Origin of the sequence: Chitinasiproducens palmae, from assembly GCF_900095735.1 — a bacterium.
Taxonomy (GTDB): domain Bacteria; phylum Pseudomonadota; class Gammaproteobacteria; order Burkholderiales; family Burkholderiaceae; genus Chitinasiproducens; species Chitinasiproducens palmae.
The window spans coordinates 373,606-398,949 of sequence record NZ_FNLO01000001.1 but is presented as its reverse complement, the minus strand read 5'-3'; the positions used below and the strand labels follow the sequence as shown (position 1 = coordinate 398,949).

Here is a 25,344-nt window from a genome sequence, read left to right as displayed (position 1 = left end):
ATCATGAAGAAACTCAGCCGTGACGAAATGGCCGCCCGCGTGGCCGCCGACATCCCGGAAGGCGCGTACGTCAACCTGGGCATCGGCGTGCCGACGCTGGTGGCGAACCACCTGCGCGCCGATCGCGAAATCTTCCTGCATTCCGAGAACGGCGTGCTGGGCATGGGCCCGGCGCCCGCGCCGGGCGAGGAAGACGACGACCTGATCAACGCAGGCAAGCAGCACGTGACGCTCAAGCCGGGCGGCGCGTTCTTCCACCATGCGGACTCGTTCGGCATGATGCGTGGCGGCCATCTCGACTTCTGCGTGCTCGGCGCGTTCCAGGTGTCGGTCGATGGCGACCTGGCGAATTGGCACACCGGCGCACCGGACGCGATCCCCGCCGTGGGCGGCGCGATGGACCTGGCAATCGGCGCCAAGCAGGTTTATGTGATGACCGAGCACCTGACCAAGAGCGGCCAGAGCAAGATCGTCGCGGCCTGTACCTATCCGGTCACCGGCGTGCGCTGCGTCGATCGCATCTATACCGACCTCGCGATGATCGACGTGACCGACACCGGCCTGGCCGTGCGCGAGATTTTCTCGGATCTCGACTTCGACGCGTTGCTGAAACTGACCGGCGTACCGATGCGCTACGAGCCGCTGAGCGCCTGAGACGGTGCCGCGGTGGCGCGGCCGATCCGGCTGGCGCCGACTGACACGCGCAGCACTGCGCAAGGAGACACTGATGAGCGAAGCTTTCATCTGCGATGCGATCCGCACGCCTTTTGGCCGTTACGGCGGCGCGCTATCCAACGTGCGGGCCGACGATCTCGGCGCGGTACCGATCCGCGCGCTGACCGAGCGCAACGCAAAGGTGGATTGGGCGGCGCTCGATGACGTGATCTACGGCTGCGCCAACCAGGCGGGCGAGGACAATCGCAATGTCGCGCGTATGTCATCGCTACTCGCCGGCCTGCCCGAGGCGGTCCCGGGCGCGACCGTGAACCGTCTGTGCGGCTCGGGGCTCGACGCGATCGGCATCGCCGCGCGGGCGATTCGCAGCGGCGAGGCCGGCCTGTTGATCGCTGGCGGCGTCGAAAGCATGAGTCGTGCGCCGTTCGTGATGGGCAAGGCCGCAACGCCGTTTGCCCGCGACGCGCAGCTGCAGGACACGACGATCGGCTGGCGCTTCATCAACAAGCTGATGCGCGAGCGCTACGGCGTGGACTCGATGCCTGAGACCGCCGAGAACGTCGCGACCGACTACAAGGTCAGCCGCGCAGACCAGGACGCATTCGCGTTGCGCAGCCAGCAGAAGGCGGCGCGCGCGCAGGCCGACGGCTCGCTTGCGCAGGAAATCGTGCCGGTCTGGGTGCCGCAGCGCAAGGGCGAGCCGGTCGCCGTGTCGCGCGATGAGCATCCCCGCGAAACCAGCCTCGAAGCGCTGGCGCGGTTGAAGGGCGTCGTGCGTCCGGACGGAACCGTCACCGCGGGCAACGCGTCGGGCGTCAACGACGGTGCCGCGGCCCTGCTGCTGGCCGACGAAGCCGGCGCACGCCGTCACGGCCTGGCGCCGCGCGCTCGCGTGCTCGGCATGGCCACCGCGGGCGTCGCGCCGCGCGTGATGGGCATCGGCCCGGCGCCCGCCACGCAGCGTCTGCTGGCACGTCTGGGCATGTCGATCGACCAGTTCGACGTGATCGAACTCAATGAAGCGTTCGCAAGCCAGGGACTTGCCGTCCTCCGTCTGCTTGGCGTCGCGGACGACGACCCGCGGGTAAATCCAAATGGCGGCGCGATTGCGCTCGGGCATCCGCTCGGCGCCAGCGGCGCCCGGCTGGCGACGGCCGCCCTGCTGCAACTGGAGCGCACCGGTGGTCGCTACGCGCTGTGCACGATGTGCATCGGTGTTGGCCAGGGCATCGCGCTGGCGATCGAACGCGTCTGAGTTGTCGGGCGGAGGACGCGCGCGGCATCAGCACCGCGGTAGCCCGGCCTGCGCTGCGTGGCCTGGCCGTGCGGGCGCAGGCTGGCCAGCGGCGGCGGGCCGGCTCGCGGACGCATGCCGCCGCCCCGCTTTACTGCCGGTGGCGCGTCGGCTGAAGCGAATGCGGTAGCAGCGAACGCGGCAGCACTGCTGAACCCGATGCGGCAGCCATCCGCAATACACAGAGGACTGCGGAACGAAACGGGTCGCGGGACAGATCGCGATGCAGATGGCAATACATGCAGCGACGCGGAATGGAAGGAGCGCAAACCGCTCCCAGCATCAAGCAAAGGAAGTGAAGTCATGAGCAACGACATGCCTGCCGGCCGGTCTCCGCGCTGGCGGCAGCGCCCCGCCGGTTCGACCTGGGGCGATTTCGGCCCGGACGATCAGCTGGGCCGCTTGAATCTGATCACCCGGCAGAAAGTGCGGGAAGGGCTGGCCGAAGCACGGGAAGGCCTCCCCTTCTCGCTGAGCCTGCCGCTCGACTACCCCGGCGGCAACGCGCTCAACCCGAATCGCCACCCGCCGGTGCTGCGCCCGACGCGCCGACGCGGGCTGGTGAACTTCAACTGCCTGCTCGGCGAACTCGAACCCGGACGCCCGGACGTGCTTTCGGACGATCTCGCCATCCTCCACCTGCAATATTCGACGCAGTGGGATGGACTGTCACATGCCGGCTCGATGTTCGACGCCGACGGCGACGGCATCCCTGAACCGGTCTACTACAACGGCTTCCGCGCCGGCGTCGAGCTGATCGGCCCGAGCGATCGCGCGGATGCGGGCATCGACGCGGACTCGCGGCAGGTCGACGGGCGCTGGCCCAGCACCTCCGCCGCGCACGCGCTGGGCGTGGGGCCGATGGCAGAGCACGCGGTACAGGGACGCGCCGCGATGGTCGACCTGCATGCCCATTACGGCGACGCGCGCACGCTGGTCGGCTACGACGCACTGCAACGCGTGCTCGACGCGGACCGCGTCGAGATCGAACGCGGCGACATCGTCTGCCTGCATACAGGCTTCGCCGAAGCGGTGCTTGGCATGAACCGCCAGCCGGATCCGGCACGCCTGAACGCGCTCGGCGCCGTGCTCGACGGGCGCGACGAGAAGTTGCTGCAGTGGATCACCGACACCGAACTGGCCGCGATCGCGGCCGACAACTACGCGGTCGAAGCGCATCCGGCCGCAGGCGGCGACGCCTGCTGCGCCGCCTTGCCGCTGCACGAGCACTGCCTGTTCAAGCTTGGTGTCCATCTCGGCGAACTGTGGCGCCTGTCGCCGCTGGCGGCCTGGCTACGCGCCCACGACCGCTACCGCTTCCTGCTGACCGCACCGCCGTTGAACCTGCCCGGCGCCGTCGCCTCGCCGCTCACGCCGGTGGCAACCGTCTGAACCCTGAACGCACCCATTCGAGGCGGCACGGACGGTGCCGCCTCGGACAAACAGAGCAACCTGCATGGAAAGAGTACTGATAACCGGCGGCGCCTCGGGCATCGGCGCGGCCACCGCCGCGCGCTGCCGCGCCGACGGTTACGACACCGTGATCATCGACCGCGTCGGCGACGGCATCCGGGCCGACCTGTCGGATCCGACGGAAACCGCCGAGGCGCTGCAAGCGGCCCTGGCCGGCGGGCCGATCACCCGGCTGGTCAACAATGTCGGCATCGTCTGCCCGGCCAATGCCGAAGCGCAGACGCTCGACGAACTGTCGCTGGCATGGTCGCTGAACCTGCGCACCGCGCTGCAGTGCATGCAGGCCTTGCTGCCGGGCATGCGCGCCGCCCGTTTCGGGCGCATCGTCAATATGTCGTCGCGCGCCGCCCTCGGCAAGGAACTGCGTACCGCCTATGCGGCGACCAAGGCCGGTCTGCTCGGCATGACGCGCGTCTGGGCACTCGAACTGGGCGCGGACGGCATCACCGCGAATGCCATCGGTCCGGGACCGATTCGCACCGAACTGTTCGACCGCGCCAACCCACCGGGCGCGCCCCGCACGCAGGCGATCATCGACGCCGTGCCGGTCAAGCGCGTCGGCACGCCCGACGATGTTGCGCACGCGGTTTCCTATTTCCTCGATGCGCGCAGCGGCTTCGTCACCGGCCAGACCCTCTACGTCTGCGGCGGCATGACGGTCGGCGTCGCGGGAGTCTGACGGTGTCGAGCGCGCTCTCTTCGCAGCACGGCAAGATTGCCATCGTCGGCGGCGGCAGCATCGGCGTCGCGTTCGCCGTGGTGTTCGCGCGCGCCGGTCACGCGGTCGGCCTGTTCGATCCCGACGCCGAGCGACGCGCGGCGGTGCCCGGGGAATTCGCTCAGCGCGTGCGCGGTCTGGCGGCGTTCGGTTTGCTCGACGAGCCGGCCGACGTGTTGTTGCGCCGCCTTTCGATCGACGACACGCTGAGCGACGCGGTGGCCGGCGCGATGCTGGTGCAGGAATGCGCGCCGGAGCGCCTCGACCTGAAGGCATCGCTGTTTGCCGAGCTGGACCGGCTCGCAGCATCGGACGCCGTGCTGGCCAGCGCCAGCTCGGCGCTGCCCGCCTCGGCCTTCGCCGCCGCCCTGCCAGGCGCGCACCGCTGCCTGATCGCGCACCCGGGCAATCCGCCGTATCTGATCCCGGTGATCGAGCTGGTGCCGGCGTCGTTCACCGACGCCGCGACCGTCGCGCGCGCCGACGCGATTTATCGCGGCGCCGGTCTGTCGCCGGTGCACGTGCGGCGCGAGATTGAAGGTTTCGTGTTCAACCGCCTGCAGGGCGCGCTGCTGCGCGAAGCCTACTGCCTCGTGCGCGACGGCGTCGCCTCGGTCGACGACATCGACACCGTGGTACGCGACGGCCTCGGCCTGCGTTGGTCGGTGATCGGCCCCTTCGAGACCGTCGATCTCAATACCCGCGGCGGCATTGCGTCTCATGCGGAGAAACTGGGACCCGCGTATGCACGGATGGGCGCCGAGCGTGGGCAGCACGATCCGTGGACCCCGGAGCTGGTCGCCGAGGTCAATGCGCAACGCCGTCAGGCCGTGCCGCTCGATCAATGGCAGGCGCGCGTCGACTGGCGGGATCGCGAGCTGATGGCGCTGGTGCGTGAAAGGCGCCGACGCCAACCCGACGACGCATGAACCATCGGCCGGACACCTGTCCGGCGCGGCGCGGCCCCGTGGGGTCGCGCCAACACCAAGCCAGCCGACCCCACCGGGTCGGCGTCACTGCCGTGCGAGGCGACAGCACGATCGCCGCGCGGCATATCGAGATCTGAGAGGAGCAACATACGATGTCCAAGATCACCGGCTTCTTCACGGAGCTGATGCGGCGTTACCTGCCAGACCCGTTCGTCTTCGCGATTGCGCTGACACTGCTGACCATGCTGCTGGCAATGTTCGTCGAGGGCCAGGGCTTCCTCGCGGTGACCAGTGCCTGGGGCAAGGGCTTCTGGAATCTGCTGTCGTTCACCACGCAGATGGCGGTGATCCTGGCGATGGGCTATGTGCTCGCGACCGCGCCGCTGACGGACCGTCTGCTCGATCGCATCGTCAATGCGGTGCACCAGCCGCGTACGGCAATCGTGGTGGCGACGCTGGTCGGCGCGATCGGCAGCTATCTCAATTGGGGCTTCGGGCTGGTGGTCGGCGGTATCGTCGCGCGCAAGCTGGCCTTGCGCGTGCGCGGCGTGCATTACCCGCTGATCATCGCTGCCGCCTATAGCGGCTTCACCTTCTACGGACTGGGCCTGTCGGCCAGCATCCCGGTGCTAGTGTCGACCAAGGGTCACCCGATGGAAGCGCAGATGGGTGTCATCCCGCTGCGGGAAACGATCTTCTCCGTGCCGATGCTGATCACGACGCTCGTCGTACTCGTCACGTTGCCGCTGCTCAACGCATGGCTGCATCCGAAGCGCGGCGACACCGTGATCGAGATCGATCCGGCACTCGGCGAGAAGGGGCCGGTCAATACCGGCCTGCAGGCGGTGCTGGCCGAGAACACGCTCGCCAACCGGCTCAACAACAGCCGCGTGCTCAGCCTGATCATCGGCGCGGTGGGCGTGGTCTATGTCGTCGGTCACTTCATCGCGGGTGGCGGTCTCGACCTCAACCTGATCAACTTCATCATCCTGTTCCTCGGCATCATTCTGCTTGGCACGCCGCAGAACTACGTCGACAAGCTCAACGAAGGCATCAAGACGATCGCCGGCATCATCCTGCAGTACCCGTTCTATGCTGGCATCATGGCGGTGATGGCCGCCTCCGGGCTGGTCGGCACGATCTCGCATTGGTTCGTCGACGTCGCCTCGGCACAAACGCTGCCGTTCTGGGGCCTGGTGAGTTCCTGGCTGATCAACTTCTTCGCGCCATCGGCGGGCGGGCACTGGGTCATTCAAGGACCGTTCATGATCGATGCGGCCAAGGCGCTGCACGGTTCGGTTGCGCAGACGGCCATGGCGGTAATGCTCGGCAATGCCTGGAACGACCTGGTGCAGCCGTTCTGGATCCTGCCGGCCCTGGCGCTGTCGCGCCTGAAGCTGAAGGACGTGATGGGCTACACGGTCATCATGATGTTCTGGGTCGGGATCGTGTACGTAGCCGCGGTCCTGCTCTGGGGCTATCTGGGCTGAATCCGGCCGCCGCGCAGCGGCAGCCACTCCTGGTCAAGACGCTTTCGCACGCGGCCGCGTCCGGCCATTCGATCCACCATGCGAGGAGAACGCGATGCTGTATCTGGTTCACATGATCGTCCGGATTCCGGACACCGTCGCCGCCGAGCGCGCCGATGCGCTGAAAGCGGACGAAAAAGCGATGGCGCAGCGGCTGCAGCGCGAGGGCAAGTGGCGTCACCTGTGGCGTGTGGCCGGCGAGTATGCCAACTACAGCGTGTTCGACGTTGCCGGCAACGACGAACTGCATCAGTTGCTCAGCGCCCTGCCGCTGTTTCCGTTCATGCAGATCAGTGTGACGCCGTTGGCACAGCATCCGTCCGCCATCGCACCCAACTGAGCAACACGGGACCGACCGCCCCGACCCGCGCGTGCAGCCCCCGTGGAGGAGCCGCAACAGCAGCGGTTGCGCCGCGCGGCGCCCGGGAGCGGTGGTTCCCCTTCGCCGTCCGCCGATGGCGCGACGGCCCGGAGCAGATCCATGCCCTACCTGATCCAAACCTTCGACAAGCCCGACCACCTGCCGGTACGCCTGGGCGCGCGCCCCGCGCATCTGCGCTTCCTGGAGGACAACAAGGCCTTGCTGTTGGCGTGCGGCGCGAAGCTGGCGGACGACAGCGAGGACGCGGACGGTGGCGTCTACCTGCTCGCGGTCGAGACGCGCGCCGAAGCGGAGGCTTTCATCGCCGCCGATCCGTTCACGCAAGCCGATCTGTTCGACCGCGTCGAGATTCGCCGCTGGCGCAAGGCCTATCTCGACGGCAAGTCCTTCCTTTGACCGCAGCGGGCCGCGCCGGCGCCCGACACGCGCCGACGCGCGCCGACACCCCCGCACACGTCGACACTGCGCCGACGGCCGCCGCACTCGTGCATCCCAATTCCGACCCGACAAGGAGACAAGAACATGCCCTACGCTGACCTGCCCGATGTCCGTCTGCATTACGAACTGGAGGGCGACGTGCAGCGCCCGGTGTTGATGCTGTCGAACTCCCTCGGCACTTCGCTCGACATGTGGGCACCGCAACGCGACGCGTGGCTGCGCGACTTCCGCCTGCTGCGCTACGATACCCGAGGGCACGGCCAGTCATCGGTGCCGCCCGGTCCCTATCGTTTCGCAACACTGGCGGCCGACGCGATCGGGCTGCTCGACCATCTCGGTTTGCAAAAGGTCCATTTCTGCGGCCTGTCGATGGGTGGCATCACGGGCCAGCAGCTCGCTCTGGATTACCCGGATCGGATCGAACGGCTGGTGCTGTCCAACACCGCGGCGTACATCGGCCCGCCCGAGAACTGGGAAAACCGTGCAAGCGCGGTCGAGCGGGATGGCATCGGCTCAATCGCCGACGCGGTGATTTCGCGCTGGCTGACGCCCCCGTTCGCGGCCGCCAACCCCGAGCGCGCCGCCGCCTTGAAGGCCATCCTGCTGCGTTCGCCCGACGCCGGCTACGCCGCAAATTGCCGGGCACTGGCGGCGAGCGACCTGCGCGAACGCATCGCTTCGATCACCCAGCCGACTCTCGTGATCGCAGGCAGCGGCGACGTGCCGACACCGCCGTCGGACGCCGCTTTCCTGGCGAGCCACATCCAGAACGCCCGCCTGGTCGAATTCGATGCCGCCCACCTGTCGAACTGGGAGCAACCGCAAGCGTTCGCCGAGGCGGTCAGCGATTTCCTGCTGAACTGAGCGGCGCGGCACCGTCGTCCGCGCTGCGGCGGCTTCGGCAACGCGCCGGCTCATCGAGCGCCGTCGTGGCCGATGACGGTGGTTCTGCCAGCGCCGTCGGCACGCCGGTGGTACACGCGGCTTACCGCTCCAGAAGGTGGAAGACGACGCAACCGGCCAGCACGCCCCGGAATGCCGAACCCACGCCGAGAAAGCTTGCTTGGCTCAGCACGGTGACGAACACGACCAGCGCGCTGAGCGACAACCGGGGCGCAAACGCGGCAAAAGACGCGGCAAAAGACGCGGCGAAAGACGCGGCAAACGACGCGCCAAAACAGGTACTCTCCAGTGCGCGCAGCATCGCCAGCCCCGCAAGCAGGGTCACGAATGCTGCGGGCAGCACCCCCAGCGGGTTCGCGTAGGCGGTCGAAATAAGGCCGATCGCGACGAACGTTGCGCCGACGCTCAATGCGCCAACGTATTGCCGCCCACGCGCGCCGGCCGATACCAGGATTGCATTCGACGGACCGGCAAGCACCGCGAGGCAGGCGCCGAAAGGTGCCGTCAGCACGGTGAGCAGGCCGCTGATCGCCGTCACGCGGCGCAGGGACGCGCGATGACGGGCGGCCCGCAATACCGCTATACCCTGCGCGTTCTGCACGAAAACCATCGTGACCAGCATCGGCACCGCCACTTCGGCCAACGCCCCGATGTCGAAGGTCGGCCACAGCAGCATCGGTGTCGCGAATCAATGGTTCGCCGCATCCGCGCCTACGCAGAAACCGCTCAGCAGCAGGACCGCGGCACACGCGACCAACGCACCGGCAATCGGTGGCAACGGCGTGGTCCGATGGCGCTCGGGCCAACTGAGGCCAACGAAGACGGCCAGCATCGCCGCGCCGAGCCAGGGCGCGGTGACGCTGGCATGCACGACAGCCACCACGTAGCGCAGAAACAGCGCAGCGATCATTGCCATCGCGACCGGCATCGGTACCCAGCGGTCCGGCACCGTGACGATGCCCGTCACGCCAAGCGCCACCAGTGCAGCACCGCATACAAGACAGGTGCCGACAGCGGCGCCCAGGCCGTAATGCAGCACCACGGGCGGCATCAGCAAGGCCCCCGCAATCGTCGAAAGAAACAGCAAGGGCTGGCGCGTCATGTAACTCACCACGACGCTGGCCAGTCCACTGATCAGCAGCGCCGCGAACATCAAGGACGACGTCTGCTGCTTCGACAGGCCTGCTTGCCGCGCCGCCGTCATCAGGATGCCGATCGGCCCCGTCGCGGAAAACGTGACGCAGACGAACGCCAGCGCCAGATACAAGCTGCCGCTCGTTCGCGCTCGGCCATCGGGACTCGCGCTAGCGGTCAACCTGATACTGCTTGGCTATGTGCATCACAGATGCGCCGACGCAGCGATGGAACACGCGGCGGTGAAATGGCTCGGATCGTCCAAACGCGCCTTGGCGGCCGGCACCCGCATCGCGTCGGCGAGGTCGACGCCGTTCTTCGCGGCCGTGACTTCCGCGAGGATCGACACGGCAATCTCCGCCGGCGTCTTGCTGCCAATGTAGATGCCGGCGGGGCCACGAAGCCGCGCGATCTGCCACTCGGTCAGATCGAATTCGCGCAGCCGTTCGCGCCGCATTGCGTTGTTGCGCCGTGACCCGAGTGCGCCCACGTAGAAGGCCGGCGTGCGAAGGGCTTCCATCAGTGCGAGATCGTCCAGCTTGGGATCGTGCGTCAACGCGACGACGGCACACCGTGCGTCCAGGCGCATCTGCAGCACCAGGTCGTCAGGCATCTCCCGCGACAGCCGGCTGCCCGCGACCTGCCAATCGTCCGCATAATCGTCACGCGGATCGCAAACGGTAATCTGGTAGTCGAGGCCGCGCGCGATCTCGCAGAAATAACGGGAGAGTTGACCGGCGCCGATCACCAGCATTCGGTAGCGAGGTCCATGAATCGTGGTCAGCACATTGCCGACGAGCGTGACGGCCTCGGCCGCCGACGCGCGCCGCAACGACGAGGCGCCGGTGCGCAGGTCGAGCGTCCTTGCGATCAGTTCGCCGCGCGCCACCGCTTCGAAGAGCGCCGCAATCTTGCTTTCCGACGAGACAGGCTCAAGCACCAGCCGGATGGTGCCACCGCAAGGCAGGCCAAAACGCCGCGCCTCGTCGGCCGTGACGCCATACTCGACGATTTCGGGACGGACCGGTCGCGATTCCGAGCGCTTGAAGCGCGCGATCAGGTCGTCCTCGATGCAACCGCCTGAAACCGACCCGACGACCCGTCCGTCGCCCCGGATGCACAGCATGGCGCCCTCCGGACGCGGCGACGAACCCCACGTCTTGACGACCGTGGCCAGCACCACCGGCGACTCATCTCTCGCCCAGGCCGCGCAGTGCGCAAGCACGTCGAAGTCCTCGCTGTTCATCGCAGGGGCCGGGCAGGTGGCGCTGGCATCCCCGGACCCTTGCGCCCGTCGATCCCTGCCTGGATCGCCGTTGATCGGCATGCGGCGCAATCAGTGCTGCAACTCGGCGTCGTCATGATTCGGTGCCTTCCAGACCAAGCCGATCAGCACGCCGAGCACGCAGAGCGCACCGATATACCAGGCGGGTGCCATCGTGATGCCTTGCTTGCCGACGAGGAACGACGCTATCGCGGGTGCGGTACCGCCGAACAACGCGTAGGCGATGTTGTAGGACAGCGCGAAACCGGTGAAGCGCACCTCCGCCGGGAAGCTTTTCACGATGATGTACGGGCCCAGGGTGATGGTGCCGATCACGAAGCCGCCGATGATGTAGAGCGGCCAGACCGCGCCACTGTTGTTGCGCAGTGCAACGAACAACGCCGTGGTGACCACCAGCATGCCGACGCTGCCAATTGCATAGGCGCGACCGCCACCGATCTTGTCGGCCAACCAGCCAGCGGTGGTGCTGCCGACGATCAAGCCGAAGATCGACCAGGAGTTGTTGGTGAAGACCTCCTTGGCGCCCAGATGGAACTGCGTCTGGAAGAAGGTCGGGCTGTACAGAAAGTACAGGACGAAGATGCCGGAGAATACCCAGGTCGAGAGCAGGCCGAAAATCAGCGCCTTGCGGTGCTGTGTGAGCACCACCGACAGTGGCAGACGCGCATCGGCTTCACGCTTGGCGCGCAGCGCCTCGAACACCGGCGTTTCCTGTAGATAGCGGCGCAGATACACGGAAATCAGGCCGAATACGCCGCCAGCGATGAAGGGGATGCGCCAGCCCCATGTCTTCAGCGCCTCCGCGTCCAGGTTACCGATCAGGAACTTCGCACTCAGCGCGCCGAGCAGGATGCCCGTGCACAAACCTGACATTAGCAGGCCACAGGCCAGCCCAATACGGTCGCGTCGCACGTGCTCCGCACAGAAGATCCACGCGCCCGGTACTTCGCCACCGACCGACAGGCCCTGCAGGACGCGGCACAGCAGAAAGAGAAGCGGCGCCGCCAAGCCGACCAGTCCATAGCCGGGCAGCATGCCGATGACGAGCGTCGGCGCCGCCATCAGAAACAGGCTCAGTGCAAACATCTTCTTGCGCCCGATGCGGTCGCCGAAGTGAGCGAAGAAGATCCCGCCGATCGGCCGCACCAGATAGCCCGCCGCGAAGATGCAGAACACTTCCAACTGCGCCAGCCATTCAGGGGTGTCTGGCGGAAAGAACACCGTGGCCAGCAATTTGGTGAAGAAGACCGCGACGATGAAGTCGTAATACTCGAGCGCGCCGCCGAGCGACGCGAGCATCAAGGTCTTGATGTCGTTTCCCGACATCGAGCGACCGTCGACGGCCGACCGCGTGCGTACCGAGGTTGAACTCATGTGTTTGCTCCATCTACTGTGCAAGGGTGTTTCATTGAGGGGACGCGCATTTAATCAGTGTACTGATTATAAAAATGGAATTGTCGGAGCGAAAACATCATCTGCACTATTTCGGTGAACTTAGCGTATGACTCAGTGCAGAAAACGGCGCCGTGTTTCAAAGCGGCCCGATCATGCACTAGAACCGGGATGCGTCTTCGTCAGTACGCTGACGTTATAATTTGTATCTTGAAAAAAAACCGCGCGCAAGGCGGGGCGCGTGCAAAACAGCCAAGCGGTTAGCCAGGGTTTTCCCGCGAGCTACGGTAATGCCCATGCCGCAATGTGGCAATCGCCTGGCATCAACGCTACACTTGCGCCTGAATCAGACTTTTTGCGAGCTTTTGACACCGGAAATGAGCAGAATTGACGACGACAATGGGATAAGCGAGACGGGCGCGGTCGAAACCGGCCATCTCTGGCAGCGACCCGGTTTCCTTATTCGGCGTCTCAATCAGATACACGTCGCGCTCTTTTTCGAAAGCTGCAAGGACTTTGCGATAACGCCGGTTCAGTACGGATTGTTGACCACACTGAGCGAACGTCCCAATCTCGACCAGACCTCCTTGTGTGCCGAAGTGGGGGTGGATCGAACGACGATGGCCGACGTGCTGCGGCGGCTGGAAGAGCGCGGCCTGGTCAAACGCGAGCCGAGTCCGACCGACGGCCGCTTGAAGATCGCCAATATCACTGCGCGTGGCCGGAAAATCATGAAGGAGATGTATGCCAGCATGCGTGAATCCCAAGTGAGGTTCCTGTCCCCGCTGAGCGCGCAGGACCAGACCGTGTTCGTCCGTTTGATGATGCAGCTGGTCGAGGGCAACAACCAGTTCGGGCGTACGTCGTTGAAGCATTTCGATTGATCGCCGGCCACGGCGACCGGCGCCCTGTTAGAAGCGATGCAGAATGCCGATGCGGGTTAACAGCTGCCGGTCGTTTCCTGACGCCTTCGGCACAGCCATGATCCACGCCTTCGGATCGTCGTCACCCGAAACCTTCTGGTAGACCACTTCGAGATAGGCGACCGTCGACTTGGATAATGCATACCGTGCCCCCGCGGACAGTTGGTGCGCCTGGTCTTCGGCGAGCGTGGCGTTGCCCTTCATCAACTGATAGGCGCCGCCGAACGAGAAAGCCGGCGTCAATTGGTAGCGGGCGCCGACTTGCAGGACGTTGATCGCCGCGCCGTTGGCTGTGTTCCGCGTGTTCGTATATAGAAAATCGATGGCCAGCCGCTCTAACTTGTAGTCGACGCCGGCACCGAAGTTGCGGATCCCGGCATAGCCCCGATCGAGCGCCGCATAGCGTTGGTAGGTGTAGGCGGCTCCGACGGCAAGCGGCCCCGCCGCGTAATTCAGGCCGACGCTGTTGCCGTCGCCACGGGCGAGCGAACCCGGCACACCGCCAAAGCTGTATAGCGCACCGCCCGAAAAGCCCGCGACCGTCGGCGTAACGTACTTCACCGAATTTGAGATCGCCGTACCGGACATCCGGTCGAAGTTCGCGCTACCCGAGACGTTGCCTGGGATCCCGAGGCCGGCGAACGGGCCCTGCCTGAAACCATACAGACCGGCGATCGAGATCGAGTTGTCGAAACGTAGCAACGAATCGATCATGAAGTCGTACTGCTCGCCAAAAGTGAGTTTTCCATAACGGTCGCTTTGCAGTCCCACATAGGCGTTGCGTCCAAAAATGCCGCCGCCATTGGTCGGGAAGGTAGTGCCGGTACCGAGGTTGAATTGATCGATCAGCTCGAACACCGCTCGGTTGCCGCCGCCCAATTCCTCGACGCCACGCATGCCGAACAGATTCGGCATCGCGATGCCGTTGTCCATCGCATAGCTGTGTCCACCCACTTGATTGTTCACGTAGGTCACGCCCGCGTCGACGGCGCCCCAAAGCGTCACGCCGGACGCAGCGCGGGCCGGCAGGCTGCAGACGACGCCGATGCAACAGAGCGCGAGCCACGCCAGCCGCGGGCTTGCGGCCGCGCGTTCGATCCGCCCCCCCGCGCAAGCCACCCGCCGCGGTACAGGTCGATTATTGCGTGATATCACGCCGGTACGTCTCCGGAACGAAAAGCGCGCCGACGACGAACGAGATCGCGGCGATCACGATCGGATACCAGAGGCCGAAGTAGACATTCCCCGCTGCCACGGACATCGCCGAGACCACGAACGGCAGCATGCCGCCGAACCAGCCCGATCCGAGATGGAACGGCAGCGACAACGAGGTGTAGCGGATCCGCGCTGGGAAAAGCTCGACCATGAACGCTGCCATCGGCCCGTACACCATTGCGAGATACAGCAGCAGCAGCCACATCAGGAGAACAACCATCGGTCCATTCACCGTCGCAGGGTCGGCGTGCTTGGACCAGCCGTTCGCCACCAGCGCCCGCTCCAACGCGGCTTGATCCGCGCCTTCGACTTCAACCCGGCCGATCGTGGTGTGTGCGGCTCGTCCTCGCAGCTGGGGCGCCTGTTCATACGACACGCCCGCGGCACTGAGAAAGGTGCGGATGCGGTCGCAATCGCTGCTCGGCGCGGCAAACAGCGAGAAGTTGCAGCCGCTTGCGTGCACCGTCACCGGCGCATTCCGCTGGAACGCCTCCAGCTTCGGGTTCGCGTAATGCGTCAACACACGGAAAATCGGCTGCGTGGTGACGGCCAACAGCAGGCATGCCAGCATCATGATCCATTTGCGGCCGATCCGATCGGACAACCAGCCGAACAACAGATAGAACGGAAATACCCCGACCAGCGCAATGGCAAGAAAGAGATTGACGGTGTTCGGGGCCACCTTCAACGTGTTCTGCAGGAAATACATCGAATAGAAGTGCCCGGTTCCAAACACGACGCCCACGCCCGAGGCGGTGCTGAAGAGCATGATCAGCACATACTTGAGATTGCCCCAGGTGCCGAAGCTTTCGCCGATCGGCGAGGCAGAGAGCTTTCCCGCGTGCTTCATGCGCTGAAAGGTCGGCGATTCCGACAACTTGGTCCGCAGATACACCGAGACCGCCAACAGCACGATCGAGACGAGAAACGGCACGCGCCAGCCACCGGCGCGAAAATTCGATTCGTCCATCAATCCCCGCGTCACGCCGACCACGACGATCGATGTCAGCAGCCCAAGCGTCGCGGTGGTCTGCAAGGAACTGGTGTAGAAGCCGCGCTTGGTCGGCGGCGAGTGCTCGGCAAGATAGGTGGCTGCGCCGCCGGTCTCTCCGCCGAGCGCGAAGCCCTGCAACAAGCGCAGCGCGACAAGCAGGATCGGCGCCGCCATGCCGATCCGTTCGTAGGACGGCAGCAGACCGACACCGACGGTCGACACCCCCATCAGCACGATGGTCGCCATGAACGTGTACTTGCGTCCGATCCTGTCGCCAAGCCGGCCGAAGAACAGCGCGCCCAGCGGGCGCACCAGAAAGCCTGCGCCAAACGTTGCGAGACTGGCGAGAAACGCGGTGGTGTCGTTGCCGCTTGGAAAGAACAACGATCCGAACACGCCCGCCAGTGCTGCATAGACATAGAAGTCGTACCACTCGAGCAAGGCACCAAACGACGATGCGAAGATCAGGAGGAACTGCCGCTTCGTCACGCCCGCTTCGGTATTTTCCGATGTTGTAGTAGCCATGTTTGGATCAGTGGATACCGCACAAGTACGGCCTCGATTCGGAGCCTGTTTGGTCCTGGACGAGACGGCTGATGATTCGAAAGACCTGTGGCAGAGACAGTGATCGCTGCCGTACCCGATCAGCGTTGCGACTCGCCGATCGGCACGCTTTGGCAACGTGACGACGGACCGGATCGCCGCATCGTGTGCGCCCATGACGTTGAACCGGGTCCCGATTCCGCAAATCGGGCACGACGACGAATGCGGGGGACGCCGTCCGAGCACCTACCCCCGTTTCCGCCCCGTTGATACACTTTGCATGCCTAATCTAACGGCTAAGATCTTCACGACCGATCGAGAAGCTGGCGCCATTGGCGCTGACAGCGCCGCCGCGTTCGCGAAGGCAGCCCAGATCACAGCGCGCCTAGCAAGCCGAGCGCGTCGTCGCGCGACATCACCACCGCGTACTTCTGCGCCATGTCGAATAGGTTCGCGTCGTGAGGAGCGAGCGCCCTGTCGCCCACGCAGTCGGACAGCACGAACGGCCGGAAACCGTACTGCATGGCATCGACGACCGACGCGCGCACGCAGCCGCTTGTCACCGCGCCGGCCACGACCAGCGTCTGGACGCCGCGTTGCGCGAGCCAGGCGAAAAGCGATGTGCCGAAGAATGCCGACGGCACGGTCTTGCGCACCACGAGTTCGCCCGCCTGCGGCGCCAGCTCGTCGACGATCGCGCTGCCGTCGTCATGCTCCTTCAATGTCAGCATGCCCGGCACCTTCTCCGTGAAGATGTTGTGATCCGACGCGTCGTCGGCAAAGACGATGCGCGTATGGGCCACCGGCCAGCCGCGCTCGCGGGCATGCGCGAGCAGCGGCACCGTGTTGCGGATCGCGTCGCGGATATTGCCGCCGCCGAAGCGGCCCGGGTCGGCGAAGCTGTTGACGAAGTCGACGATGAGCAGCGCTACCGGTGCCTTCGGCTGCAGCGTCTGGCCAAAACTCTGCCGCTGGTAGGTTTCGAGATCGTTTGACATGGTGACCGTGTGTTATCTATCTAGCACGACGCCATTCCGAACGACGGGCTCGTCGTCGAGAAATACGTCGCAGTGGCGCAGCGGCACGTCGATGTGACAGGTTGTCGTCCGGTTGCCGCCCGCTTCGTTGTTCGGGCCGAGCGAGAACAGGAAGTTGCCCTCGAAGGCACGCGCATCCATGCCGAGCGTCGCCTCCCGGTCATAAAGCCCGAGGGCACACCACTGTGCACGCGGCTGCAGGCCCCAACCGATATGCGATATCGCGTACGCTTCCTTGTCGTTGAAGGTGGCCATGTACTCCGACAGCAGTTCGGCGTCGATGCCGCCCGCGATCTTCGTGGCATAACCGCCTTCGATGGTCAGCTCGATCGGCTCCTGCACATAGCGCTTCTGCGGCAGCAGGATGTCGCCGCGGTCGATGACAATGCGCCCGCGCGCTTTCCCGTCGTCGGGGAAAGTCAATGCGAAGCCGCTCGGCCAATGGTCCCAGCGGCCGGGTTCGTCGACGAAGCCGTACTCGGCGATAGGCGCGAACTCCCCTAGCGGGCAATGGAAATCGGTGCCCGCGACGGATCGGATGCGCATGGTCCTGGCGCCGGCGATGCGGGCTTTTGCGGCGAGCACCCGCTCGCGATCCTGCAACGTCGGCACGAGACGGGTCAGCACCTCCGGCGGCTCGACCACCAGCAGGATCTTGGTGCCGGTCTTCAAGATGTCGAGCTGCTCCGGCGAGAACAGCAATGTCATCAGGTCGAGGACGAGATCGCTTTCCTTCAGTGCAGCGACCGCCGCGCGATTGCCGGTGAGCGGCGTCGTACCGAGGTAGGCCAACGCATCACGGCTCAACGCCTTCTCGCCGTTCACCGGCGGCAGATCGAGCCGGTTCACAACCGCGCCCATCGTCTGCGTGGCGATCAGCGCGGTGGCCAGCGTCTGCGGATGCGTCCCCGAGCTGGTGAGGATGGTCACCGTCTGGCCGGCTTCGAGACGGGACAGCCTGAGCACTTCCTTCCAGGCTTCGACCATCTGGTAATCACTGACTGGCATGATGGTTCTCCGTAATCGTGTCAGCGCGCAACGGGCGCGGAAGACGTGGCCAGCGGAACGGGGGCGCCGAGGAAATCGCCGAGCGCGGCATAGAAGCCAGCTTCGTTGTCCCAGGGGATCATGTGACCCGCGTCCGGCACGCGGGCATGGCGCACAGCTGGCAACAGTGTCTCGATTTCGGCCACGTCGGCATCCATCACGACATCGCCCCGGCTTGCGGTAACGAGCAGCACTGGCAGTTGCACGCGCGACAGATCGACATGAATGTCGTCCGTGTGGAAGCCGTCGAAGCTCTCGCGTACCGCCCGCTCGTCGCAGGTGTGCAGCCATTCCGCGCGCAGTTTCAGCTGTTCGTCGGTCCAGCTTGGACAGAATGCGCGCATCGCCTCGGCATCCATACCGTCGCGGGCCAGCGCCATCGAATCGACGTACCAGGGCAGCTTCGACGGGTACGGCCGTCGGCCCGGACCGGAGACCGGCGGATCGACCATCACGAGGCGTGCCATGGCGCCCGCATGACGGCTCGCCGCGCGAACCGCGATTCGCCCGCCCATCGAGTGGCCTACCACGCTGTAACGCTCGAGCCCGAGTGCCTCGGCGAAGGCGCTCAGATCCGCCGCCTGCACATCGAGGCTGTAGTCGAGCGTGTCCGAGGCCGACGAGAGACCCCGACCACGCACATCGAGGACATAGGTGTCGAACGTCTCGCCGAAGTGCTCGGCGACAAAACCCCATGTCACGGCCGGACTCGTGATGCCGGGCACGATGATGACGGGATCGTGTCCCGCTTGCGAGGCGGCGTCGCCGCGATATCGCAGATAGTGCTGGCGGATGCCATTTGCACCGACGTTGCCGCCATACAGGAGATTGGAGGATGGACTCATGCCGTTCTTCGACTCCGCCGAACTCAATATGCGCCGGAAAGCAAGGCGCCCGCACCGGGCACGTATGCCTCGAGGTCGAGCTGTTTCAGCATCGCGTACGTGGTGGCGATGGCCGCGGTAATGACTGGCTTGCCGGTCATCGCTTCCACCTTGGCAACGGCCGGCAGCGAGGGCATTTGCACGCAGGCGGACAGCACGATGGCGTCCGCGTCCTGATACGGCAAGGTCTTGACGATGTCGGGCAGTCGTGCGGGATCGTGCCGGCCGACATCGAGGTTGTCCGGGATCTCCAGCGCCCGGTAATCGATGACTTCGTAGCCTTCGTTGCGGATGTAGTCGACAACCAGCTCGGTCAGCGGCTTCATGTACGGCGCAACGACCACGATGCGCTTCGCGCCGATGACCTTCAGCGCATCGACCAGTGCGCCCGCGCTCGTGATCACCGGCGCCGCGCCACCATTTTCGACGGTGCGCTCGCGCAGGCGCTCTTGCGAGACGCGATGGTAGCCGTGCCCCATCGCCATGATCGCGACCAGGCACGCATACCCGAGCACGTCGACGCGGGCGTCGCTCAGCTCCACCGCACACCGGTCCGACTCCGCGTCCATTGCGGCCAGTTCCTCCTTGACAACCTTCTTCATCCGCATGCGGCTGGAGTGAAACGTGAAGCGCTCCGGCCGCACGGTCTGCCGCGCCAGCAGCATCGCCGGAATCTCGGTTTCCATCGTGGTGTTGGAACTCGGCACGATCTGCCCGATGCGAAAACTCTTGCTCATTCCCTGCTCCGATTTGATGTGTTGGATGCCGCTCGCTCGACAAGGCTCACAGGCGGAAGAGACGCTCGGCGTTGCCGTGGCAGACCAGCGCGCGAACCTCGTCGTCGAGCGGTGCGTCCGCGATGAAATCGGCTGCGAGCGCGGTCGATTCATAGGGGTAATCGACCGAGAACATCACTGCTTCAGGGCCCATCTCACCGATCGCGCCGAGCAGGGCGGGTGCCGAACAGACGCCCGAAGTCGTGATCACGATGTTCGAACCGATGTAGGCGGACGGCGCCTTCGCCAGTTGCACGCCATGCGAGTACACCGCGAAGCGGCTGTCGAAACGCCAGCGCAGGAAAGGCAGTCCCTCGCCCATGTGACCGAGAATCAGCTTGACGCCCGGGAACCGGTCGAACACGCCGCCGAACAGCAGCCGCAGCGCGTGACTTCCGGTCTCCACGCCCCACCCCCACGTGGCACCGGTAAGCTCCGGATGGCCGTCGAGCACCCGGGGCGAGACGAACGCATCGGTCGGGTGCAGATAGAGGGGCACGTCCAGCCCTTGCAGCGTCGCCCAGAATGCGTCGTACGCCGGATCGTCGTAGTACGTGCCGAGCGTATGGCCGTTCACGAGCGCGCCCTTGAAACCGAGTTCCTGCACCGCCCGCGTCAGTTCGCGCGAGGCGCCGGCCGCCGTGTGCATCGGCAGCGTCGCGAAACCGCCGAAGCGGCTCGGACGACGTTCGATCTGCCGCGCCAGGAAGTCGTTGCACTCCGCGGCGCGTCGAATCGCCACCTCGGGATCGGTCTCGCCCTGCACACTCGGGCCGGTCTGCGAGAGGATGGTGAAATCGATGCCGGCCCGATCCATCTCTTCGATCCGTTGTTCGTCGAAATCCGCCAGACGAGATGCGAGATCGCGCAGGACGTCGGGCGCAATGTGCTGCGTGAAGCCTTTCGAATAACTCTGGAAGCCCGGCGCTGTGAAGTGTTCCTCCAGCGCGATCTTGCGAATTCGCTTGTTGCTACTCATCGAGACATCTCCAAATCAGTGTACTGACGAATGGGTCGTATCAACGCGCCGTGCGTGGCGCGCCGGGGTAGAACGGTGACCGTGCACTGGTTACCATTAGCCGGTGACAGTGAGCGGGTGACAGTGAGCCGGCGACAGTGGGCCGGCGACAGTCAGCCGGCGACAGTCAGCCGGCGACAGTCAGCCGGCGACAGTCAGCCGGCGACGCGCATCCGAAGACCGCCGACTCACAAGCACCGACCGGCGATCAGCAAGCCGCAACCACCAACCGGCGGCCGGCGGCGGCTGCCGGACGCCGGCTTGTCGCTACCCGGCCCTGCCGAACAGCCGCCGTATGCGCCCCCAGACCACGCTCCAGACCAGGCTGCCCATATTGAATTTGGTGGTGGCGCCGAGCGCCGCCGGCGCCGTGTCGCCGCCAAGCTGCGCAGTGATGCGGGCACCGAAATCGGCGATCATGCGACGCACGAAATCCTTGACCAGTCCCGAGCGCGAGAACTGTGCGAGCGGGCCCTGCAGCATGTATTCGAGCGTGACCGCGACCCGCGTACTGCCCGCGCCGTCGCTGCTCAGGACATAGGTCACATCGCCGTTGGCTCGCGAGCGGCTGATGTTGTCCTGCCCCGCGCCTCGCACCACCGCGCGATGCGCGGCGTCGTCGCGTTCTAGACGCGCGCCGCCCGCGAAGTTAGCCGACATCGGCCCGAACTTGATCGCAATCCGACCCTTGACCGTCTCGCCGCCATGCTCGACCAGTTCGGCGCCGGGCAGGCACTGCACCACGCGCGGCAGGTCCCCCATGAATGCCCAGACCTGATCCAACGCGAACGGGACCACGAAGCTATCGTCTATCGCGGTCCAGCCCTTGCGCGAGGTCGACTGCGCCTCGGCCGAGCTGGTGCCGGCCGGCGCGGCCGCGGCATCGGGCGCTGCGCCGCTGCCCGACGCCGGCGCGGCGGCCGCCGCGAACGTCTGGAACGCCGCGGGCGGCGCAGTGCTTTCGACTTTAGCGGCCACGCGTGCCGACGCTTCCGGCGCCGCGATCGGACGCTCCTTCAGGTCCTGCAACACCGCCTTGATCGCCTTCACGATGCCCATATAGCCGGTACAGCGGCACAGATTGCCGGAAAGCTCCAGCCGAATCCGGGCCTCGTCGGCAGCCGGGAAACGTTGCACGATGTCCCGCGCGGCGATCAGCATGCCGGGCGTGCAGTAGCCGCACTGCAGGCCATGATGGACGGAGAACGACTGGCGAAGGCGCTGCATCAGCTCATCGTCGTCGAAGCCCTCGATCGTACGGACGTGCTGCTTCTCGCATGCAACCGCGAACGTGATGCAGGAGCGCACCGGTTCGCCGTCGATCAATACCGTGCAGGCGCCGCACACGCCGTGCTCGCATCCGAGGTGCGTGCCGGTGAGATGTTGCGTGTCGCGGAGGAAGTCACCGAGGTGCACGCGCGGCTGCACGTCGGCGCGTACCGAACGATCGTTGACGGTTAGTTCAATCACTGACATGGGGACTCTGACTCTTTATGCTTGTGGTCAAGCGCCGCCGAACGCTTGCGCCAGACAGCGCTCCAGCGCGGCGGTGTGCATCTGTCGATCGATCCGGTCCGCGGCCGGCATCGCTGCGGCCACCGCGGCCTGCAGCGCGTCCTTGCTGGCCACCGCCGTGCCGCGCTGTGCGATCGAGCGCGCCAGTGCGTCCAGCGCGGCCGGTGGCCCATCGAGCGCGCCGAGCACGACGCGCGCGAGACCGGTACGCGCGTCGAACGCCGCCGCAGCGCTGGCATGCGCGAATTCGCCAGTCTTGCGGCAGAGCTTGTGATAGCCCCAGCGCAGCGTATCGCCGAGCCTGGGCAGCAGGACCGCCGCGATGATCTCGCCCTCGTCGAGCACGGTCGTGAAGGCCCCCAGCATGAACTCGCCGACGCGCACTACCCGCGTACCCCCGCGCTTTGCAAGCTCCAGCCGGGCGTCCAGCGCAGCCAGCGCCAGCGGCCAGTCCGCTGCCGGATCGGCATGTGCGAGGCTGCCGCCAATCGTGCCGCGATTGCGAATGGCCCGGTACGCGATCCCGCCCGCGACTTCACGCAGGAACGCGTGCTGCAGCAACGCATGCCTGCCGTCCTCGATCTCCGCGTGCGTGACCGCGGCGCCCACTCGAATGCCGTCCTTCGTTTCGGTCACGGACCGCAGCTCGGGAAGCCTGGACACGTCGACGACGCGCGCAGGTCGCGCCAGTCTGAGATTGAGCATCGGACCCATCGACTGGCTGCCGGCAATCGGCTTGCCGTCGAGCAGCGCCTCAAGCGCTTCAGGAAGCGAATCGCTCCTGACGTATTCGAACGCGGCGGCTTTCATTGCACGACCTCCGCTTCGGCGGCGACCGGCTGGTCCGCCGCCTGCCGCGCGGCCTCGATGGCGGCAAGCAGCCGACGCGGCGTCAGCGGCGTTTCCGAGACGACCGCATGCAGCGGCCGCAATGCATCGTTGACCGCGTTGAACAGCGCGGCCGGTGGCGCGATCGCGCCGCCCTCGCCGACGCCCTTGGCGCCGAATTCCGTGTGAGGCGACGGCGTTTCCATGTGGATGATCTTCAGCGGCACCAATTCCGTCGGCCCGGGCAGCATGTAGTCCGCCAGGGTCGAGGTCAGCGGCTGGGCATTGTCGTCGTACAACGTTTCTTCATAGAAGGCCGTACCGATGCCTTGCGCGGTGCCTCCGATCGTCTGCCCCTCCACGACCATTGGATTGATCATGCGGCCGCAGTCTTCGACGATCACATAGTCGAGGATCTCGACATGCCCTGTCTCCGTGTCCACGGCGACGGCCGCGGCATGCGTCGCGTAGCTGAAGGCCCCGGTGTCCACCTTTGGCTTGAAGCCCTGGGTGGCTTCCAGTCCGGCCAGGTTGACGCCGGCAGGCAGGCGCTCCGGGCGCAGATACCATGCCGCGGCAATCTCGCCGAGCGACACCGTGCCGGCTGCGCCGACCACCTCGCCCGCCTCGAAACGCACGGCGCTTGCGTCCTCGCCGAGCAAATGGGCGCCAATCTGCACGATGCGCGGAATCAGCTCACGGCAGGTCGCCGCCACCGCGCCGCCGGCCATCACGATGCTGCGCGATGCATAGGTGCCGGTCGAATATGGCGTGAGCGCTGTATCGCCGTGGATCAGCTTGATCTTCCCGAGCGGCACGCCCAGCACTTCGTTGGCGATCTGTGCCAGCGTGGTCTCCATGCCCTGACCGTGCGAATGGATGCCCGCGCGCAGCTCCAGGCCACCGTCTGCGGTGATGCGCACCGTTGCCAGGTCGTAGCCAGGCACAACGGGCAGCCCCCACGAGGCGAAAACCGCCGTGCCGTGCGCCGATTGCTCGGTGAACGTCGCGAAGCCGATGCCGACGAGACGGCCATCCTTTTCCCCCGCCTTCTGCCGTTCGCGCCAGCGCGGCACATCGAGCGCGGCGACCGCGCGCCGCAGGCTTTCCTGAAAATCGCCGCTGTCGTAATGTTTCTTCACGACGTTGGTGTAAGGCATGTCGGTGCCGCGGACCAGATTGTCATGACGCACCTGCCACGCTTCGCGCCCGACCGCGCGGGCGATCGCGTCCATCGTCAATTCGATCGCGAAGCAGACGCCAGTGCGCGCAACGCCGCGATACGGCAGAAAGCCCGGCTTGTTGGTTGCGGCGCATTGCGTCCTGCATCGGTAGCCACGAAAGTCGTAAGGTCCTGGCAAGTTGCCCAGCGCTTGGCCGGTTTCCAGACCGATGGTGAACGGCCATGCCGAATAGGCGCCGCCGTCGATCAACAGCGTCGCGTCGAGTGCGAGCAGGCGCCCGCTGCGATCGGCGTAGGCCGTCAGCTCGTAGTGGTGCTGGCGCGTGTTCGCCCCGGCGATCAAATGTTCGCGGCGGTCCTCGATGAAGCGGAACGGTCGCTTGTAGGTGAGCGCCAGCCATGCGATACACAGCTCCTCTTGCTGCAACACGCACTTGTAGCCGAACGCACCGCCGACGTCGGGCGAGATCACGCGGACCTGCGCGTGATCGATGCCGAGACACTGCGCGAGGACCGTGCGGATCATGTGCGGCACCTGCGTCGACGTAATCACGACGAGTTGCGACTGCGTATGATCCCAATAGGCGAGGACCGCCTTGCCTTCCATCGGCACCATGCACTGCCGTGCCAGGTCGACCTTCTGCTTGACCACCACCGGCGCGTTCTCCGACAGCTTGTCGAAGTCGACGTCCGCGGTCAGATCAAGAAACAGATTGTCTGACCAGTGATCGTGGACGCGTACGTCGGTCCGTTCACGCGCAGTGAACGCATTCGCGAAGGCCGGTAGCTCGTCGAGCTCAAGTTCCACTTCCTCGGCCAGATCCTCGGCGTCCGCGCGGGTCGGCGCGAAGCACATCGCGACCGGCTCGCCCACGAAACGCACCTTTTCGTGCGCCAGCGGCGGATGCGCTGACGGTTTGTACGATGGCAGGCTCGAGTCCGCCACGATGTCCGTCGCACCGTGCATGTCCGCACGCACGATGACCTGCGCGGCCTTCCCTTGCGGCTTGCCGATCCGCACGATCCGCGCATGGGCGACCGGGCTGCGCAGGAAAGCGACCTCCTGCAGATCGGGAAAGGTGTAGTCGGCAACGAAGCGCCCGCGTCCATGCAGGTGGCGCTCGTCCTCGCGGCGCCGCACACGTGCGCCCACGCCGCCGCTTTCCACGGGCTTCTCATCGGTTTCAGTCATGCTCATGGCGTTCTCTCGTGCAGTGCGCTGAATGGCG

22 protein-coding genes and 1 pseudogene are annotated in these 25,344 nt (G+C 65.7%); 10 read left to right on the top strand and 13 right to left on the bottom strand.

Annotated elements, in window-relative coordinates; genetic code table 11:
- Positions 1-3: 3 nt before the first annotated feature.
- The 9 genes from BLU54_RS01400 to pcaD all read left to right on the top strand — a co-directional run bounded on the left by BLU54_RS01400 (position 4) and on the right by pcaD (position 8,302).
- Positions 4-654, top strand: coding sequence for a 3-oxoacid CoA-transferase subunit B (locus BLU54_RS01400; protein WP_091903811.1), 651 nt, complete (start codon positions 4-6; stop codon positions 652-654).
- A gap of 73 nt (positions 655-727) precedes the next feature.
- Positions 728-1,930: a 3-oxoadipyl-CoA thiolase gene (gene pcaF, locus BLU54_RS01395; protein ID WP_091904472.1), complete on the top strand. Its 1,203-nt coding sequence runs from the start codon at positions 728-730 to the stop codon at positions 1,928-1,930.
- 342 nt (positions 1,931-2,272) lie between these two features.
- On the top strand, positions 2,273-3,361 hold the full coding sequence (locus BLU54_RS01390; RefSeq protein WP_235837738.1) for a cyclase family protein: 1,089 nt from the start codon (positions 2,273-2,275) through the stop codon (positions 3,359-3,361).
- Positions 3,362-3,425: 64 nt separating this feature from the next.
- Positions 3,426-4,121: an SDR family oxidoreductase gene (locus BLU54_RS01385; RefSeq protein ID WP_091903808.1), complete on the top strand. Its 696-nt coding sequence runs from the start codon at positions 3,426-3,428 to the stop codon at positions 4,119-4,121.
- Between the two features lie 2 nt (positions 4,122-4,123).
- Positions 4,124-5,089 carry a 3-hydroxyacyl-CoA dehydrogenase gene (locus tag BLU54_RS01380; protein ID WP_091903806.1) on the top strand — a complete coding sequence of 322 codons (966 nt, stop codon included), beginning with the start codon at positions 4,124-4,126 and terminating at the stop codon, positions 5,087-5,089.
- A gap of 152 nt (positions 5,090-5,241) precedes the next feature.
- Positions 5,242-6,579, top strand: a complete 1,338-nt coding sequence (locus tag BLU54_RS01375) for a short-chain fatty acid transporter (protein WP_091903804.1) — start codon at positions 5,242-5,244, stop codon at positions 6,577-6,579.
- Between the two features lie 94 nt (positions 6,580-6,673).
- Positions 6,674-6,958, top strand: coding sequence for a muconolactone Delta-isomerase (catC, locus tag BLU54_RS01370; protein WP_091903802.1), 285 nt, complete (start codon positions 6,674-6,676; stop codon positions 6,956-6,958).
- Positions 6,959-7,099: 141 nt separating this feature from the next.
- Positions 7,100-7,396, top strand: coding sequence for a YciI family protein (locus BLU54_RS01365; RefSeq protein WP_091903800.1), 297 nt, complete (start codon positions 7,100-7,102; stop codon positions 7,394-7,396).
- A gap of 126 nt (positions 7,397-7,522) precedes the next feature.
- The gene (gene pcaD, locus BLU54_RS01360) at positions 7,523-8,302 is read left to right on the top strand and encodes a 3-oxoadipate enol-lactonase (protein WP_091903798.1); all 780 of its coding nucleotides are present in this window, start codon (positions 7,523-7,525) and stop codon (positions 8,300-8,302) included.
- A gap of 121 nt (positions 8,303-8,423) precedes the next feature.
- Here pcaD and BLU54_RS01355 read toward each other — a convergent pair.
- The 3 genes and pseudogenes from BLU54_RS01355 to BLU54_RS01345 all read right to left on the bottom strand — a co-directional run bounded on the left by BLU54_RS01355 (position 8,424) and on the right by BLU54_RS01345 (position 12,134).
- Positions 8,424-9,608 (bottom strand): annotated as a pseudogene (locus BLU54_RS01355) (benzoate/H(+) symporter BenE family transporter).
- A gap of 72 nt (positions 9,609-9,680) precedes the next feature.
- On the bottom strand, positions 9,681-10,721 hold the full coding sequence (locus BLU54_RS01350; protein ID WP_091903796.1) for an XdhC family protein: 1,041 nt from the start codon (positions 10,719-10,721) through the stop codon (positions 9,681-9,683).
- Positions 10,722-10,811: 90 nt separating this feature from the next.
- A complete protein-coding gene (locus BLU54_RS01345; protein WP_235837737.1) occupies positions 10,812-12,134 on the bottom strand; it encodes an MFS transporter in 1,323 nt (440 codons plus the stop codon).
- Positions 12,135-12,442: 308 nt separating this feature from the next.
- Between BLU54_RS01345 and BLU54_RS01340 the strand changes: the two genes are divergently transcribed.
- On the top strand, positions 12,443-13,036 hold the full coding sequence (locus BLU54_RS01340) for a MarR family winged helix-turn-helix transcriptional regulator (RefSeq protein ID WP_235837736.1): 594 nt from the start codon (positions 12,443-12,445) through the stop codon (positions 13,034-13,036).
- A gap of 27 nt (positions 13,037-13,063) precedes the next feature.
- Here BLU54_RS01340 and BLU54_RS01335 read toward each other — a convergent pair whose 3' ends face one another.
- The 10 genes from BLU54_RS01335 to BLU54_RS01290 form a co-directional block, all read right to left on the bottom strand.
- A complete protein-coding gene (locus BLU54_RS01335) occupies positions 13,064-14,194 on the bottom strand; it encodes a porin (RefSeq protein WP_268874489.1) in 1,131 nt (376 codons plus the stop codon).
- Between the two features lie 19 nt (positions 14,195-14,213).
- A complete protein-coding gene (locus BLU54_RS01330) occupies positions 14,214-15,809 on the bottom strand; it encodes an MFS transporter (RefSeq protein ID WP_091903792.1) in 1,596 nt (531 codons plus the stop codon).
- Positions 15,810-16,201: 392 nt separating this feature from the next.
- The gene (locus tag BLU54_RS01325) at positions 16,202-16,825 is read right to left on the bottom strand and encodes an N-carbamoylsarcosine amidohydrolase (protein WP_091903790.1); all 624 of its coding nucleotides are present in this window, start codon (positions 16,823-16,825) and stop codon (positions 16,202-16,204) included.
- A 12-nt stretch (positions 16,826-16,837) separates the two neighbouring features.
- Positions 16,838-17,872 (bottom strand): M29 family metallopeptidase, encoded by a 1,035-nt coding sequence (locus BLU54_RS01320; protein ID WP_091903788.1) that lies wholly within the window; start codon positions 17,870-17,872, stop codon positions 16,838-16,840.
- A 20-nt stretch (positions 17,873-17,892) separates the two neighbouring features.
- The gene (locus BLU54_RS01315) at positions 17,893-18,756 is read right to left on the bottom strand and encodes an alpha/beta fold hydrolase (RefSeq protein WP_091903786.1); all 864 of its coding nucleotides are present in this window, start codon (positions 18,754-18,756) and stop codon (positions 17,893-17,895) included.
- Between the two features lie 23 nt (positions 18,757-18,779).
- Positions 18,780-19,532 (bottom strand): maleate cis-trans isomerase family protein, encoded by a 753-nt coding sequence (locus tag BLU54_RS01310; RefSeq protein ID WP_091903784.1) that lies wholly within the window; start codon positions 19,530-19,532, stop codon positions 18,780-18,782.
- Positions 19,533-19,578: 46 nt separating this feature from the next.
- The gene (locus tag BLU54_RS01305; protein ID WP_091903782.1) at positions 19,579-20,550 is read right to left on the bottom strand and encodes an amidohydrolase family protein; all 972 of its coding nucleotides are present in this window, start codon (positions 20,548-20,550) and stop codon (positions 19,579-19,581) included.
- Between the two features lie 306 nt (positions 20,551-20,856).
- On the bottom strand, positions 20,857-22,065 hold the full coding sequence (locus tag BLU54_RS01300; protein WP_091903780.1) for a xanthine dehydrogenase family Fe-S subunit: 1,209 nt from the start codon (positions 22,063-22,065) through the stop codon (positions 20,857-20,859).
- Between the two features lie 27 nt (positions 22,066-22,092).
- Positions 22,093-22,914: an FAD binding domain-containing protein gene (locus BLU54_RS01295; protein ID WP_091903778.1), complete on the bottom strand. Its 822-nt coding sequence runs from the start codon at positions 22,912-22,914 to the stop codon at positions 22,093-22,095.
- A complete protein-coding gene (locus BLU54_RS01290) occupies positions 22,911-25,313 on the bottom strand; it encodes a xanthine dehydrogenase family protein molybdopterin-binding subunit (protein WP_091903776.1) in 2,403 nt (800 codons plus the stop codon). The genes BLU54_RS01295 and BLU54_RS01290 overlap by 4 nt, the downstream gene beginning before the upstream one ends.
- Positions 25,314-25,344: the final 31 nt, after the last annotated feature.